The 16,133-nt window shown below is 69.3% G+C and carries 13 protein-coding genes; 8 read left to right on the plus strand and 5 right to left on the minus strand.

What is annotated here, in order from left to right; translation table 11 throughout:
* Both ACVCAH_RS35400 and ACVCAH_RS35405 read left to right on the plus strand, forming a co-directional pair.
* Positions 1-762, plus strand: a 762-nt coding sequence (locus ACVCAH_RS35400; protein WP_447140575.1) for a zinc ribbon domain-containing protein, incomplete at its 5' end; no start/stop codon positions are given.
* Positions 762-1,085 carry a cupin domain-containing protein gene (locus ACVCAH_RS35405; protein ID WP_447140576.1) on the plus strand — a complete coding sequence of 108 codons (324 nt, stop codon included), beginning with the start codon at positions 762-764 and terminating at the stop codon, positions 1,083-1,085. The genes ACVCAH_RS35400 and ACVCAH_RS35405, both read left to right, overlap by 1 nt.
* 580 nt (positions 1,086-1,665) lie before the next feature.
* Here the strand turns inward: ACVCAH_RS35405 and ACVCAH_RS35410 are convergent.
* Positions 1,666-3,090: an MFS transporter gene (locus tag ACVCAH_RS35410; RefSeq protein WP_447140577.1), complete on the minus strand. Its 1,425-nt coding sequence runs from the start codon at positions 3,088-3,090 to the stop codon at positions 1,666-1,668.
* 423 nt (positions 3,091-3,513) lie between these two features.
* Here ACVCAH_RS35410 and ACVCAH_RS35415 point away from each other — a divergent pair, with 423 nt between their 5' ends.
* Both ACVCAH_RS35415 and ACVCAH_RS35420 read left to right on the plus strand, forming a co-directional pair.
* On the plus strand, positions 3,514-3,795 hold the full coding sequence (locus ACVCAH_RS35415; RefSeq protein ID WP_447140578.1) for a heavy-metal-associated domain-containing protein: 282 nt from the start codon (positions 3,514-3,516) through the stop codon (positions 3,793-3,795).
* A 216-nt stretch (positions 3,796-4,011) separates the two neighbouring features.
* A complete protein-coding gene (locus ACVCAH_RS35420) occupies positions 4,012-4,599 on the plus strand; it encodes a low temperature requirement protein A (protein WP_447140579.1) in 588 nt (195 codons plus the stop codon).
* Here ACVCAH_RS35420 and ACVCAH_RS35425 read toward each other — a convergent pair.
* On the minus strand, positions 4,583-5,191 hold the full coding sequence (locus tag ACVCAH_RS35425) for a winged helix-turn-helix domain-containing protein (protein ID WP_447140580.1): 609 nt from the start codon (positions 5,189-5,191) through the stop codon (positions 4,583-4,585). The genes ACVCAH_RS35420 and ACVCAH_RS35425 overlap by 17 nt on opposite strands.
* Before the next feature lie 43 nt (positions 5,192-5,234).
* Entirely contained in the window at positions 5,235-5,390 is a 156-nt protein-coding gene (locus ACVCAH_RS35430) for a hypothetical protein (protein ID WP_447140581.1), read from the minus strand.
* Between the two features lie 453 nt (positions 5,391-5,843).
* Here ACVCAH_RS35430 and ACVCAH_RS35435 point away from each other — a divergent pair, with 453 nt between their 5' ends.
* Positions 5,844-9,518, plus strand: coding sequence for a patatin-like protein (locus ACVCAH_RS35435; protein ID WP_447140582.1), 3,675 nt, complete (start codon positions 5,844-5,846; stop codon positions 9,516-9,518).
* A gap of 160 nt (positions 9,519-9,678) precedes the next feature.
* Here the strand turns inward: ACVCAH_RS35435 and ACVCAH_RS35440 are convergent, their stop codons facing one another.
* Complete coding sequence (locus ACVCAH_RS35440; RefSeq protein ID WP_447140583.1) at positions 9,679-10,329, minus strand: response regulator; 651 nt, start codon at positions 10,327-10,329, stop codon at positions 9,679-9,681.
* Complete coding sequence (locus ACVCAH_RS35445; protein ID WP_447140584.1) at positions 10,326-11,522, minus strand: sensor histidine kinase; 1,197 nt, start codon at positions 11,520-11,522, stop codon at positions 10,326-10,328. The genes ACVCAH_RS35440 and ACVCAH_RS35445 overlap by 4 nt, the downstream gene beginning before the upstream one ends.
* Before the next feature lie 156 nt (positions 11,523-11,678).
* Here ACVCAH_RS35445 and ACVCAH_RS35450 point away from each other — a divergent pair, with 156 nt between their 5' ends.
* The 3 genes from ACVCAH_RS35450 (at position 11,679) to ACVCAH_RS35460 (ending at position 15,956) form a co-directional block, all read left to right on the plus strand.
* A complete protein-coding gene (locus tag ACVCAH_RS35450) occupies positions 11,679-12,374 on the plus strand; it encodes a hypothetical protein (protein ID WP_447140585.1) in 696 nt (231 codons plus the stop codon).
* A gap of 1,027 nt (positions 12,375-13,401) precedes the next feature.
* The gene (locus tag ACVCAH_RS35455) at positions 13,402-14,571 is read left to right on the plus strand and encodes an ISAs1 family transposase (RefSeq protein ID WP_447140586.1); all 1,170 of its coding nucleotides are present in this window, start codon (positions 13,402-13,404) and stop codon (positions 14,569-14,571) included.
* Between the two features lie 245 nt (positions 14,572-14,816).
* Entirely contained in the window at positions 14,817-15,956 is a 1,140-nt protein-coding gene (locus ACVCAH_RS35460; protein ID WP_447140587.1) for a low temperature requirement protein A, read from the plus strand.
* Positions 15,957-16,133: the final 177 nt, after the last annotated feature.

A 16,133-nucleotide genomic window follows, 5' to 3' on the forward strand; every position in this document is an offset into this window, starting at 1 on the left:
TTGGTGTCGGGGCGGGCGATCCGCGCCGAGCACCGCATGCACCTGGCCGACACCAAAGCCCGCCGCCGCGCCGTCTCGCACCGGGCCCCGAAGGCGGGTCAGCGGGGGTCACGCCGGTGGCGGCGCTACCGACGTCGTGCCCGGTTGGTGGAGGGCCGGCATCGGCGGCGGGTCCGCCAGGCCCAGCACGAGGCCGCCCGAACCGTCATCACCTGGGCCCAGCAGCAGCGGGTGGGGGTGCTGCACGTCGGTGACCCCCGCGGTGTGCTCGACATCGCTGCCGGGCGGCGGCACAACCTGCGACTGCGGCAGTGGCAGATCGGCCGGCTCATCCAGATCCTCACCGACAAGGCCACCCAAGCGGGCATCACCGTCCGCCTCGTCGACGAACGCGGCACGTCCTCCACGTGCCCCGTCTGCCGACGCCGGGTGCCGAAACCTCGTGGGCGGACCTTGACCTGCCCGCACTGCGCATTCTCCGGGCACCGCGACCTCGTCGCGGCTGCCAGCATCGCCACCCGCACCCCGGGCGGCGGACCCACCACCCCCACCGCAGCGGCTGTGCTGCCGGAGGTGGTCACGCACCGTCGAGCCGGCCGGCACCTCCCCGGCGCCGGCCAGTCCCGACGTGACCCCCGCCGCCCACGGGCGGCGCGAGGATCAGTTGGCCCGCGGAGGCCCGCCCCACCACCACCCGGTGGGGAGTCGCTCACCCCTCACGGTGAGGATCCACAACACCACCGGACACCCGGTGAACGTTAGTGGACACCGCACTAGTCGAGATACCGCCCGGTGGTCGCGGTCTGCCGCCGCACCGGCACTCCGGTCCCGTCTTCGGCTACATGCTCGAAGGGGAGATGAGGTTCGAACTCGAAGGCGAGCCCGAACGGGTCATCAGGGCAGGTGAGGCCTTCTGGGAACCCGGGGGAGACCTGATTCACTACCAGGACGCCAACAATCTCGAGGATGCGACGAGCAGGTTCGTCGTGGTGATGTGGGGTGTGCCCGGGGCACCCATGGTCACCTTCGTGGACGCGGACGAACTCGAGCGTCGCCGCGACCGGCGGGCACCGAGACCAGCGTAAACCGGCGACCGGCACAGCGAGCGGCCACGCACATCAACACCTCGCCGCGCGCAAGCCCGCCGGACAATCCTGACCGGTGAGCATCCCATCTTGACGCACGAACGTAGGCGTACGCCCTGGGGATTGTCGCAGTACAACTCCGTCGGGCCCGCCGCTGCGGCTGACGCGGGGACCCCAGCCGGCCCGTCGACGTCCGACAAGGCCGCTGGCCGGAAGGCATCGAGCTCGCCCAGCTGGCGGTGAGCGTCCACGCCCGGAGTAAAGGCGGTGGCTGAGCGCTCGTTGCGCAATCAGCAGGCTGAGCTGCCCGAGCTTCGACGGGTCGTCGAAGGCGGGAACATGACCGCACAGCCGCCGGAGCCGCCGCTGGCGAAATTCAACGAGCAGGAGATGAGCGAGCTGCAGGCGCTGTCCGGCCGGGAGTTCGACCTCGGGTGGTTGGACGTATTCAGTGCTCACCACATGTCGGCGATCATGCGGCACCTCCTACTCCCCTTGCTCGTCTGTGGGGCGGTCGGCCCTGACGGCCGGCCGCCCCGCAGACGTCATCAGGCGGGGTCACGCCGCGGGAAGAGCCAGGTCAGCCGACCCGGGCGGTCTCGGTGGCGGTGGTTTCCGGGCGGGGTGTGCGGGTGCGCAGGGTGATCGCGGCGATGAGAGCTCCGGCGGCGGCGATGATGCCGGCGCCGATGAAGGCGGCGGAGTAGCCGTTGGTCAGAGCCGGCAGGTTGCCGAGCTGGTCGGCGCCGTAGGAGGCGGCGACGGCGGTCATGGCGGCCAGGCCGAGGGCGGAGCCGACCTGGTAGCTGGTGTTGACGATGCCGGAGGCCAGTCCGCCTTCCTCGGGTCGGGCGCTGGAGATCGCCGTGCCGAGGGAGGGGATGAAGGCCAGCGACATGCCCAGCGCCGCGACGAGCGAGGCGGGCAGGACGTCCGCCACGAACGTGCCATCGGGACGGATCAGGGCGAGCCACCCGAGGCCGACGGCGAGGACCGCGAGTCCCGTCACCACCATGGGCTTGGGTCCGAACCGGTTGATGGCCCGCGGCGCGACGGCGATCATCCCGACCATGATGAGGACGGTCATCGGCAGCAGCGCGGCACCGCTGGGGAAGGCGCTGTAGCCGAGGACCTGCTGCAGGTACAGGTTCAGGTAGAACCACATCGGAATCCACGCCGCACCGAGCAGGAGCTGAGCGACGTTCGCGGCGGCGAGGTTCGGGGCGCGGAAGATGGACAGCCGCATCAGCGGCTCACGGCGCGCCGCCTGGATGGCGACGAACGCGACCAGGGCGGCGACCGCGCCGGCGAGGGCCAGCCAGGTCTGGGCGGAGGTCCAGCCGGCCTCGGGGGCGCGGACGATGGCGTACACGGCGGCGCCGAGACCGGCGGTGACCGTCAGGGCGCCCGCGACGTCAAGGGAGCCGCGCCGCGCGCCGCCTGCCGGCATCAGCGCCGGGGTGGCGAGGACGGCGAGCAGGGCGATCGGGATGTTGATGTAGAAGACCCAGGGCCAGCTGACGTACTCGGTGATGACGCCGCCGAGGAAGACGCCGGCGGTGCCACCGGCCGGGGCGGCAGCTCCGTAGAGGGCGAGGGCCCGGGTGAGCTCCCGCGGCTCGGCGCCGAAGAGCATCATCAGCAGCGTCAGCGCCGAGGGTGCGATCAGGGCGGCGCCGGCGCCCTGGACGGCGCGGGCGGCCAGCTCGACGGCGACGTTGTCGGCCAGGCCCGCGGCGGCCGAGCCGACCAGGAGGGTCAGCCAGCCGGCGGTGAACATGCGGCGGGCGCCGAACAGGTCGGACAACCGGCCGCCGAGCAGCAGCAGGCCGCCGAAGGCGACCACGTAGGCGTTGAACACCCAGGACAGGTTCTCCGGTGAGAAGCCAAGATCCGTCTGCATCCGAGGTAGGGCGACGCCGATGATCGAGGTGTCCATGATGACCATGAACTGGGCGAGCGCGATGAGGCCGAGGGCCCACCACCGCTTGGTTCCGTGAGACATCACAACCACTCCTTTATGCCCCTGGGGGGTATGGGTAAGTGGAGAAGGTGTACCCCCTAGGGGTATGCCATGTCAAGTGATCCACGTCAACGACAACCGGACAGGCCCACCCCTTGCGGCAGATACCCCCCTGGGGTAGCTTCCGTTTGGCAAGAAAGGCGGATCCTGGCCGCGCACGTTGCATCACGAAAGGGGCGACCACCAGCGGCAGCGACGCCGAATCGAGGCAGGGGTCCGCGGCACCGGACGGCCGTCAAGGCTCTAGTCCACCGGGATGAGCATCCGGCGCTGTGCGTGCCACGCCACCCAGGCCGCGGCCCCGGCGCCGAGGCCGCGCTGCGGTCAGTTCGCTCCGATGCCATCGGCGTCCTCGTCCGATCCTGATCCGCCTTACACCCCACACATCGCTAGAGGAGATCGCCCATGTGCACCAGCGAAACGAGTTGCGGTTGCGCCACGTCGGTTGACACTGCCGGATCGGCCACCAGCGCCCAGGACGGCATCCGCACCACCTACACGGTGTCCGGAATGACGTGCGGCGGCTGCGCCAAGTCCGTGAGCCGGCACATCAGCGGGTTGCGCGGCGTCACCGGCGTTGAGGTCAATGTGTCCGACGGCGCGGTCACCGTCACCAGCGACGCCGCTCTGGGAACCGCCGCCGTGCGCCGCGCGGTCGAGCAGGCCGGCTACCAGCTCGTCAGCTGACACAGCGCCGGCCGAGTCCGCCCAAGTCGCGGACGGACTCGGCCGGCCCCTGCCCGCCGCCCCTCTGGATGGCCGGCGCCGCAGTGGGCCCCGAGCACCGCTTGATCTGGTGGGCTGCGGCCGCAGCGCTTGATTTGCTCGGCACCTGGCTCGGACACCCGGTGCCCGGACGCAGGGCTCCGCTCGGAGAACGTCGGGTTTGCCGAGGGCTGGCACATGTTGGAGCGATGCCGGTTGTTTCTGATCCTCGCCTTGGGCGAGACGGTCTTGTCCAGCGGGTTGGCCATCGCCGCGGTCCCGATGACGATGATGACCGTGGCGACCGGTGCGGCCACGCTGTTCGGCACGGTGGCGCTGTGGTTGATCGCCTTTGGAAGGGTGGGCCGCCTGGTCCTGCGACACGTCGAGGCCACCCGCGACCCGGTCCGCGCCACCAGGATGGCCGGCAACGTCCTGACGGTGATAGTGGCCGGACTCATCGCGGTGGCGGTGGCCAACGAGATGGTCATCGCACACCCGCACGGCCAGCCGTCCGCCGTACTGAGCCTGCTGTTGTTCGGCGGGCCGATATGTTTCGTGCTCGCCCAAGGCCGGTACCTCTGGGCGGGGCCGAGGACCAGCCCGCGATTGTGGCTGCTCGGCAGCGCAGCCTTGGCATTGGTCGGCGCAGCCGCCGGTGCGCTGGCGCCGCCCTACGTGGCGCTGCTGATGGCGGCGGCAGCGCTGGTCCCGCTGGCTGCCGCCGCGAACGTTTTCACCCGCCAGGACCAGACGCCCTCGGTCGGGTTCAGGTCGGGTGCGTAGGCCGTAGTCGTATCACGGTCAACCAGTGCCGGGCGGCGATCAGAGTCCGCATTCGCACGCTGACGTGGGTGTTGAGGTTGTCCCAGACCACCACGATCGGCGCCTGCAACCGCTGGTGGGCCTGGTCGAGGAAGGCGATGTAATCGTCCTCGCTGAAACTGCCCCGCTCGCCGGGCCGGCCGCGGTGCAGCCGGGTGCGCCACATCAGCCGCCCACGGTGTCCGGGTTTGAGGCAGACCAGCTCGGCGATCGAGATCCGGCCGGAGCCCTTGCCCGACACCGTGACCACCGGCGTTCGCCCACGCCGTGCCGAGGTCTTGCTTCGCGGCGGTCGCAGAGTCTGACCTGCCTCGTCTTGGAAGCAAATCCACGCGCCCCGCGCCGCCGCTAGCCTTTTTGCCCCCGGCCAGCGCCTGCGGTGCCAGGTGGTGATCGCCCGCTCGTCGCGCCGCCGGGCAGGAACCTGCAGTCTGTAGCCCATCCGGTGCAGCAGATAGCACACCCCGCGCAGGGTGTAGGTGACGTCGAAGCGCCGCTCGATCAGCTCCGCAACCCGAGCCAAGGTCCAGCGGGCGTCGTCCCAACCATGCACGACCGGTCCCTCGTCCAGGACAGCAGCGAGCTGATCGCGCTGCTCAGCGGAGAGTCGGCAGTCCGCGCCGCCGGTTGCCGACGAGGCCCACGCTGCCGCCCCACCGGCAGCCCATCATGCGCCGCCAGTCCCGCACCGACATCGCGGTGACCCGCAAATGCACGGCGATCACCGCGGTCGGCTGGGACTGCTCGAACATCGCCGCAGCCTGGCCGCGGACCGCCTCCCGCCGAGCCCGAGCCGCGGGCCGAGGTCACACTGCGCTACGGCGCGGCGGGCCGGCCGGAACGTCGCTTCAGCTGGGTCGGCTGACGCGGTTCCCTGCGGCGGGCTCGATCGTCGCGACGAGGTCTCGCGCGGCGAGCGCCTATGGTGATCTTCTTCGCCGTCTCCGACGCAAAGTCCCGGGCCACCGGCTGCGGCGCGGCATGGGTCCGGAACATGCCGGGCCGAGGGCCACCGGCAACTGCGACGCGAAAGAGGAAGACGGCGAGCGGGCGCGACGGTTGTGATGCGGTAGGGCTACCTGCGCCGAACGGCACTGCAGCACCGTCCGCCCGTGACAGTATCGGAGCTGGGACAGGGCATACAGGCAGGTGGCACGCTCGCTGGACGGGACGGCATGGTCGTGGGCTCAGAGAGACCAGGGTCAGTGATCGGATCCGCCGGCGAGGGCGGCCAGCCGCGCCGCACGTTGCGGATCGCGCTCGCCCTGCGCGGCGGCGTGAGCCTCGCCGTGTGGATTGGCGGAGCGATTAGCGAGATAGATGTTCTGCGGCGGGTGCGGCTCGAGAACGACGGCAGGGCGACGCTGCGCCGCCCGGAGCGGACGGGCACGCGTCTCGGCCAGACGAAGCGGGCTGAGATTTACGGCGATCTGCTCACGCTCGCCAACTACAGCCAGGTCGAGGTCGACATCCTGGCTGGCGCCAGCGCCGGCGGCCTGAACGCCGTCATCTACGGCGTCGCGCAGAGCGTCGGCGCCACGATGGACAGCATGGAGGCGGTCTGGCGTGACGCTGGTGGCATTTGGAAAATGTTACGCCCCACGCTGCCCATGGGGCGCGTGCCATCGCTACTCAGCGGCGACTCGTACTTCTACCAGGAGATCCGCGAAGAGTTGAGCAGCCTCGTCCGGCGTGGTGATCCGAATGTAGCGGCCGAGGAGGTGACGATCGACCTCTCCGCGACCCTCCTTCCGGATGGGGACGTGGTCGAGCGGGCGCTGCGGGAGGGACGGGCCCATTTCCACTTCGTGCGCCGGCAGGCCCCCCTCGAATCGGGTTTCACCGATCTCCCCGGGCCGTCGGACGTCGCCAGTTACACCGGCGAGCTACCGCCGCCCGTGCAGTTCCGACTCGACCGGCTGGCACTGGCCGCGCGCTCGACCTCGTCGTTCCCGGGCGCGTTCGAGCCCGCCTCGATTCACGCCGTCGCTGGCCGTTCCACGGCATACGCCGAAGGGACCGACGCCAAGAAGGTCCCGGAGATGTCCGGAACCTTCTCGGGAACCCGGCCGGCCGGCACCCCGCTACACGGGCCGGCGGCCCGCCCGTTCCACGTCATCGACGGCGGCATCTTCGACAACATCCCGATCGACCGGGCGTTACGGGCCATCAACATCGCCCGGTCATCGTCACCTACCGAGCGCCGGCTCATCTACCTCGACCCCGATCCACCCACGGCGGTACCGGTCCACGCGCGGACCTCGGACTCGCGCAGCGCCCTGCGCTGGTTGAAAACCATCCAGCGAGCCATGGCTATGAAACAACGGTCGGAGACCGTAGACGACGAACTTGGCCTCATCCGGGAGCACAATGACCGGGCGTTGGCGGCACGCGGCCGGCAGGAGGCCTTGGCAAGGCAGCTCAGCCGGAAGAGGAGGCTGAGCGACGCTCAACTCGATGACAAGGCGTATGCCACCTACCGGCTTGCCACCGACACCCCGCGCATCACGCAACTGCTGACCCGGCCGGCCCAGGCAACCATCGGTCGTACGCCTTTGTCCGGTCCGTATGAGGTGCTGAGCGAACCCGAAGCCCTCACCGTCGAGAACATGCTGGCCATGGTCTACTACGACCGCGATGTCTGTCCCAAACTGTCGCGCGATATTCACGCGATCAATGACACGGCCACCCTCCTCATCGCGTGGATACGGGAACTAGAGGCAAAGCAACTCCGGTCCGACTTCCACGAGCCGCAGGACGTCTCCCGGCTCAAATGCCCCCTCTATCGACTGCTGCGGATCGCCGTCCGGATACGCGATCTGGCCGATGCCGAGTTTCTGCGCGACTTTCAGGGCCCAACCAGGCAGCGATCCGAACCGCCCGACCTCGCCACGGCCGTTCGGCGCAGCCTGAATTACCAACACGCGCTGGCCCCCTTAGGGGAGCGTCTGACGGAAGCCCTCAACGTCGAGACAAGCGTGGATGAAGTCGACTTCTACCGCCGGCTCGCGGAGCGCTACCCGGTCCGGGGCGTGGTCATCGATTCGCCGGAAACCACGGGTGACTGGCGCCTACTCAACGACCTGTGGTGTTGCCTGGAGAACATACGCCGGAAAATCCAGGAGTGCGGCGCTTCAATAGCCTATGCAGGCTACCGCGCCGGTGTCGGACCGGCTGAGCAGAAGCACTGGGACGATTCCCTTTTCCGAGTGCTGCACCACAGCCCACCGCAATCCGTCAAGATCACGAAACTGCACACCGTGTTCGCGGCCGCCGGTGGCGTCCCCGGCACCACCTCTACCATCCGCTTCCACCAGGTGACCGGGAACCAGCCGACGCCGATCGAACCACTGTTCACCAAGCTCATCCAGGCGGAGCGGGAAACGCGCCTATTAGCCCGGCTACACGGGCATCCGGGCGATCCCACCACCCAACTGCTCAGTTCCAAATCCAAACTCGCCGGCAACACCGCCCGCAACTTTGGGGGCTTCATCGCCAGTCGTTGGCGGACGAATGATTGGGCTTGGGGACAACTCGACGCGACCGGCGGCATCGTCGACATGCTGCTGGACGACGCGAACCTCCGGAACAACTTCGAAGCGCTGCAACAGGCATGGAACCGCTACGTAGAAGAATCGCCGCCAGAGCTGTCTCTCAGTGAGTGGCGAGCAATGCTTACCCCGGTGTACGCCACCATCCCTCCGCGCCCCGTTAAAGGCGTACCTGTCTCCCGCCAGCAGCTCGACTGCCTGAAGCGGGGCGCACAGGCGTGGTTGCAGTACTGGCTGCTCACCGACGCGGATCCGGCGAACGGTGTATCAACCCCAACGGCACGCCAGCGAGCCGAGAGCTTTGTAGCCGGCAGCGAAACCGTCAAGGACCTACGCCCCGCCTACCGATTCGGCCTCGCCAGCCGCCTGACCCAGCTGCTCTACCGCGCGTTCTGGCCGTCGACGTGGACCCGGCACACGGCCCTGGTGCGAGTGCTCATGCTCGCCGGACGGCCGCTGTGGGTGCTCCTGCCACTCGCCGCCGATCCGCTGCGTGCCACCGCGACAGCCGTTCTGCTGCTCCTGGCCGCCGCCGCCGTAACTGGCCCGGCCTCCGACGGCAGTTCCCCCCTCGGACTCACGCCAACACTCGTCGCTGGTGGAACGGCGCTCGCCGTCGCCGCCATCGTGTTCAGCTGGCAACTCTCGGCCTGGATCGCGTGGCGACGACTTCGCCATGAGGCCTGCCAGTGGGGGGAGGACTGGGCGGCGTCCGCCGAACCACTGTGGCGAAGAGCTCGACTCCGGGCGTGTATAGGCTGGGCGATGAGCGTCGCATTCGCGGTGCTGGGCTTCTGCCTCCTCGTCGCTTCCCAACCTGTCAGCAGGACGCGGGCCGGCCCGCATCGCGCCCTGACCTCATGGCCGGAAGCCATCGCCTGCTCGGCCGCTCTCATCGCCATCGCGGTCGTCGTGTCGAAGTGGCCGTTACGCCTCAAGGGGCCGCGCAGGAGACGAGCTTCCGCCCGCATGCTCGGCTGGCTCCTGGTAGCGATCGGGCTCGGGCTCACCGTCTCTGCCAGCCTCCGCCACTTGTGCAACACGGCGATCGAGTACCTGCCAGCCCTTGGAACCCACAAGCCGGCTGTCGGGTTGCTGCTGCTCGTCGGCGCACTGTCCGGACTCCTGCTACAGGGCTGGTCGCACAAGTGGTGGACAGTCGCAGCGATCCTTGCCACGGCCGTCGCCGTAACGGCAGTGGCAGTTGCTATGCGTCCTCGCGCAGAAGAGCTAGAAGCCAAGCCACTCGCCTTTGCACTCCTAGGTTGGGTGATCGTCATGGCACTCGTCACCGCGGTTCTACCCACGCGCGAAGAAATGATCGAATAGGGACACCACGAGCGTCTGCCGGCAAGCGACCAAGATTTGTTGCTCGCGCTGCCGTCCTGGACCGTCGTGTCGGCGGCCGGGCGGGGCGACGCTGCTGGCCGGCGCGGGCTGATCGTCAGCATTCTTTTCAGCACCTTCCGGCCGCTGCTCGGCTGACCGCCTACCGCCTCAGCTGCGCCACGCCGCACTGGTACGCCAGTACCACCGCCTGCACCCGATCACGCACGCCGAGTTTGGTGAAGATCCGGTTGACGTGCGTCTTGACCGTGGCTTCGGCGACGAAGAGCTGGCGGGCGATCTCCCCGTTGGGAAGCCCGAGCGCCATCAACCGCAACACCTCTGTCTCCCGGACAGTCAGCTCCGCCAGGCCGGGGCTGCTGGCTGGCGGCGCCGTCGCGGTGTAGTGGTCGATCAGGCGACGGGTGATGGACGGGGACAGCAGAGCGTCGCCGCGGGCTGCCGTCTTCAACGCCTGGGCGAGATCCTTCGGTGGTGTGGTCTTGAGCAGGAACCCGGATGCACCGGCGCGCAGCGCTCGATAGACGTACTCGTCGAGGTCGAAGGTGGTGAGCATGATGATCCGTACGTCCGCGTGCGCGGCCAGGATTCGTTCGGTCGCCGCTATCCCGTCCAGCCGTGGCATATGGATGTCCATCAGCACGACCTCGGGCTCGAACCGCGCCGCGAGCCGCACCGCTTCCTCGCCGTCCGCCGCGTCGGCGACCACGGTGATGTCGGACTGAGCACCGAGGATCATCCGGAGCCCGCCGCGCACCAGCGCTTCGTCATCTGCGATGAGGACCCGGGTCATGGTTTCGTACCCGCCGCAGACAGCGTCGCCGCGGTGGCCTCGGGATCGAAGGGCAGCTCGACGCGGAGCTCGAAGCCGCCGTGCTCGCCGGGCCCGGCGCTGATCGTGCCGCCGAACAGCTCCGCCCGTTCGCGGATGCCGGTCAAACCGTGACCGATGCCGTCACTCCGGCGGGCAGGACCGGGGCCATCGTCGACGACGCGCAGCCGCAGGCCGGTGCCGCTCACCTCGATCGACACGACGACGGTCGACCCCGGGGCGTGCCGCGCGGCATTCGTCAACGCCTCCTGCAGAACGCGGTAACCACTGACGTCCGCGGCCACGGGCACAGCGGTGACATCTCCGCTGACGGTCAGCTCAACCCGCCCGCCAGCGGCCCGCACCGCAGCCAACAACGGATCGACCCGACGCAGCGAGGGCAGCCCCTCCGGGGCGCCCTCCACGCCACGGAGAATGACGAGCAGGCGGCGCAGCTCGGTGACCACCTCGCGCCCGACCTCCTGCACGGCATCCAGCGACTCGTGCGCCCCGGCCACGTCCGAGGCGAGCACGGCCTGCGCCGCGCCGGCCTGCAGGACCATCACCGAGACGCCGTGGGAGACAATGTCATGCAGCTCCCGGGCCACCCGCAGCCGCTCGTCGATCCGAGCGGCGGCTTCCCGCTCCGCGGCGAGCGCGACCAGGCGGGCTGACTGCGCCCGTCGCATCCGGACGGCGTAGCCGGGCCCCAGCACCGCGAGCGCGACGAAGACGATGAACACCCAGTCGTCATCGCCGGCAACGGTGTTCTCGACGCCGAGCGAGGCGAAGTAGCTGACCACCGCAACCGTCGGGGCGGCGCGGCCACCGACAGCGACGCAGCCGAAACATGCGGCGAGCAGCGCCAACAGCGGCACGACCGGCCACTCCGGGAGCACCGGCGTGAAGCTCTGCGCGGTGAAGCAGACACCGGCGAGCACCGCGGCCACCCGCGGGAACGAGGTGCATCCCGCCACCGCGAGGCCGTAACCGACCAGCAGGACGGTGAGCACGGCCAGCCAGCCGCCGGACAGCGCCGCGAGGTCCGGTCCTTCGCCTTCGACGTACCCGGCTAGGGGGACGTAGAGCTCGGCCAGGCCGAACAGGAACAGCGCGACGCCGGCGACGACGGCCGCGAGACCCGGCCAGCGGACCCGGGCCGGAAGAGCTGACATGGACGGAAGGTTATCGGCAGGGGTGCTGGCCGGGCGTCCACCCACGGGTGTAGGAGGGACGGCCACTACTCCACCCGTGGCTCCACTTCCCGGCCGACGACACGCCCGGATCCGGGTCCTAGCGTCACTCGCACCGCTGACCGAAGGGAGATTGTGATGGATGACAGCACCGGGCGACGCTACGGCCAGAGGCTCACCGCGATCGCGCTGGCGGGGGGTGGCGTCGTCTACGGCGTCGGGAACGCCTTCTACTGGGTGATGTTCCCCGACGACGTATCCGAGAGCGCCGGGAACGTGGCGGTGGCCGCCGGTGACCTGGGCGCCTGGCGGCTGGAGACGGTCCTGTTCGCACTGGCCCACCTGCTGCTACTGCCGGCGATGGCGGGGCTGGCCGTGGTGCTCGGCCGCCGCAAGCCCCTCGCCGCCAGCATCGGCGGCGCCGTCGCCCTGCTCGGCCTCTACTTCTCCACGGTCCACCTCTGGCACTACAACGCCCTGTTCGGGGCTCTCGCCGCCGACGGGGTTGACGCGGACGCCGCCCGGCCCGTCCTCGACGCCCTCGACAAGGACCCGTTCGTGATGGCCTCGTTCGCCACGTGGCTGCTGGGCTGGCTGATCGGCCTCCTGGTGCTGGCCTTCGGGGCGTGGCGCGCCCGTCTGGTGCCGCTGTGGGTTCCCCTCGCACTCACCGGCGGGCAGCTGCTCGACATCGCCGGCGCCGGGGTCCCCCTCAAGATTGTGGTCAGTGCGCTGATGGTCGCCGGGCTCGGCGGTCTGGCACTCGGCGTCCACCCGCGCCGCGCGACCGCGTCGCCCGGCGCAGTGCAGGTGCCGGCGGACGCGAACAGCTGACGGGTCAGCCGGGTGGTTGGCGTCGCGGTCAGCCGTCGCGACGCCAACCACCGCACCCTGTCGGCCGGAGACGTCAGCGCCGGAAGGCATACCGCCCGGCCTCCGGGGCTGCTGGTTAGGGCCCCCAATCCCCGGGCGGCATGCAAATCAGAAGCCCGGGCAGGTAAAGCGGGCAGGCTTCAGCGACTACCTCGACGCCCGCGGGGGCACCAACGACGGCCTGCACATTGCCCGCTGGCGCTAAATGCGGGGGCAATCACCTCAGCGGCAGCTTGGCCGCGTCGCCCGCCTGCTCGCACCACTGCCGCCCCTGCCTCCACCCGGAGTGTGGACTAACGGCACCTCACGGTGTCAAGGCGTTGGCAGCAGAGAGGTCTCCAACTTGTCGGAGTAGTGCCGGAGATCAGGGTCTGCAGCCATGATCTTCGAGGTTCTGGTCGGGGTCGCTCGAGAGACACTTGCACCCACGGGCTGGCCATCTAACGGCCTGCGCCTCGGTCACAACCGAGGGCGAGAGTGGCTCGAGAGACTCTGTCTCGCCCGAGGTTGGTCCGCCGTCCTCGCCGGATGCCCTTTCCCGGCCCCGCAAGGAGAATTCGTGCCCTCCGCCCTGCCCGTAGCACACGCCCCCGTCGGCATCGCGATCGATCCTCACATCCCTGACCGGACCGGAACCGGCCGGACCCGATGGGACGATGCGCTGGAAACCCTCGTCGAACGCCTTCGCCATCACCTCAGCGACCGCTTCCCGGCGCTGATACCTACTAGAAGACCGCCGGAAATACCGTTAGCGAGATAGTCCCTGCACCTGACTTCTGTACCGCCTCCGGAGGGATGTACCCCCTCCGGTCGCATCCTGCCGGTCAGCTGGGCGTACGCCACCGAGGCAGGGCCCCGGCAAAGTCGTGGCGGTGTCCGACTTGAGTGGACTGGAGCAGAAGCGCCGCTGTTGATGGCAGCAAGACGGGCATGACCCATTCAGAAGATCATCAAGGTTCCTACGCCGTGTTGATCGCCGAAGTGAGTCATGCCCGCCCTGCTATCATCGCTGATCTCGTCGGTGTCGCGTGCACCGGCACTGGCCGTGTCCGAAGCCGCTGGCGGACTGCTCGCAGCGCTGGCCGATCTGCCTGACCCGCGGGCCCGGCGAGGCGTCCGGCACCGGCTGACGGTCGTGGTGAGCGCTGCGGTGTGTGCGGTGGTGGCAGGCAACCGGTCGTACACCGCGATCGCTGAGTGGATCGCCGACGTGCCGGCGGCGACCGCGCTCGCGCTGGGCATGGCCCCGGACCGACGCCCGTCCGAGGCGATGATCCGTCGGCTGTTGCAGGCCATAGACCCGCAGCTACTGACCGCGGCGGTCAGCGTCTGGCTTACCGGCCGGGCTGCTGCCGGCACGTCGACGTCCCGGCGAGCGATCGCGGTCGACGGCAAAACCCTACGCGGCTCGCGCACCACCGACGCCGCGGCCCGGCATGTGATGGCCGCCTGCGATCAGGCGGTCGGCGTGATCCTGGCCAGTACCGACGTCGACGGCAAGACCAATGAGATCACCCGGTTCCAGCCGCTGCTCGACCAGATCGGCGACCTGCGCGACACCGTGATCACCGCCGACGCGTTGCACTGCCAGCGTGAGCACGTCGACTACCTCGCCGAACGCGGCGCGCACTGGATCCTGACCGTCAAGGGCAACCAGCCGAGCCTGCACAGCCAGCTCGCTGGCCTGCCCTGGCGGGCCGTCCCGGACGCCACCCGCGACACCGACCGCGGGCACGGCCGCCGCGAGATCCGCACCTTGAAGGTCCTGACCCTCTCCACCGGCATCGACTTCCCACACGCCGCCCAAGCACTGCAGATCCGCCGCCGCAGACGTCGCCTGGACCAGCCGAAACGCTTCACCACCGAGACCGTCTACGCCATCACCGACCTGCGCGTGCACCAAGCGAAACCGGCGCAACTGGCCACGTGGATTCGCGACCACTGGTCCATCGAAAACAAGATCCACTGGGTGCGGGACGTCACCTACGACGAAGACCGCTGCCAGATTCGCACCGGAACCGGGCCCGAGGTCATGGCCGCCCTACGCAACGCCGCCATCGGCGCCCTCCGCACCGCCGGAATCGCCAACATCGCCGCCGCCAACCGACATCACGCCCGCGACAGCACCCGGCCCCTGGCCCTACTCGGCATCACCTGACGACTTTACCGGGGCCCTGAGCGGGCATGACTCTCGATTCAGACTCACCCAAACTGCTTGGCCCACCCGCCACGCCGCGTCAGCTCGTCACTCGTTGCGAGAACCCTGGGCATCGTCTTGTCGGCACCGGGAGGCGCGGCAGCGTGGTACGACTGCTTCAACGCTGTCACGAAGCCGACAGAACGGGCGAGCCGATGACGACGAGCCGGGCGGGCGAGCTGCTGCGCATGCATGGGGATCCGCAGATGGCAACGTTCCTGGAGCTGTTCTTCGACCTGGCGTTTGTCTTCGCGCTCACCCAACTCTCGCACGCGCTGATCCAGGATCTCACCTGGAGCGGCGCCTTCCAGACGCTGTTGCTGCTACTGACAGTGTGGCGGGTCTGGTTCAACACGGCGTGGATAACCGACAGGTTCGACCCGCAACGACCGGCGATACAGCTGCTGGTCATCGCGACTTTGGTGGGCAGCCTGGTGATCGCGATCGCGCTGCCCGACGCGTTCGGCAGGCAAGGCCTGGTCTTCGCAGGGGTATTCGTCGCAATATTCATCGGCACCAACATCTCCCTTGTGATCGCCCTGCGGGGCCACGCACCGCGGCGCACCTCCGGGCGGATACTCTTCTGGTACGGCGTGGCCGCGGTGCCGTGGATCGCCGGGGCGCTCTCGCATGGCACGGCGCGTGTGGCGCTGTGGACACTCGCGGTGGCCATGGACTACGCCGCATACGCGCTTTACTACCCCACGCCGGGGATCGGCCGCACGCCCCCGTCGGATTTACCGACCGTGGCCGAACACCTGTCCGAGCGCTACCGGCAGTTCTACATCATCGCGCTCGGCGAGTTGATCCTGGTCACCGGACTGGCGCTTCGCGGCACCGCCTTCACGCCCGACCGGACCGCTGCGTTCCTCGTGACGATCGCCACCACCGTGCTGCTGTGGCGGATCTACATCTACCGCGCCGGGGAACTGGCGGCCGCAGCCATCAAAGCGGCCCCCGACCCGGCCCGCCTTGCCGGATCGACGTCATACGCCCACCTGGTCATGGTGGCCGGCATCGTCGTCACCGCCGTCGGCGACGAACTCGTCATCACCCACCCGTTCGGACATACGCAACCGGCCTGGATCGCCGTCATCCTCGGCGGACCCGCACTCTTCCTCGCCGGGCGTGCCGGCTTCGAGTACGCGGTCTTCGCCCGCGTATCCCGGGATCGGCCGATCGGCCTGGTCGTGCTGGCCGCCCTGACACCGGCGATGCTCCTCCTGCCGCCACTGCTGGTCGCCCTCGCCGCCACCGCAGTCCTCGCCGGGGTCGCCATCTCCGACGCCATTCGCGCTCGAGCACATCCAGCCGAACCACCGTCGCCACCAGGCGCACCATCGTGACAGGTCGCGGGCAGCTACCCCCCGGTCCGATCCACACAGAATCCCGGCCGGCCGCCGGCTGTCCGCCGGCATGTCCGCCGGCTGTCCGCCGGCTGTCTAGTACGGCAGCCGCCATTGGCGGTCTGACCTCGCGGGATGCGGTGGGGGCGTGCGAAGTGGACGCAGCCGCCTGTCGAT

This window comes from Micromonospora sp. LZ34 (assembly GCF_052981855.1).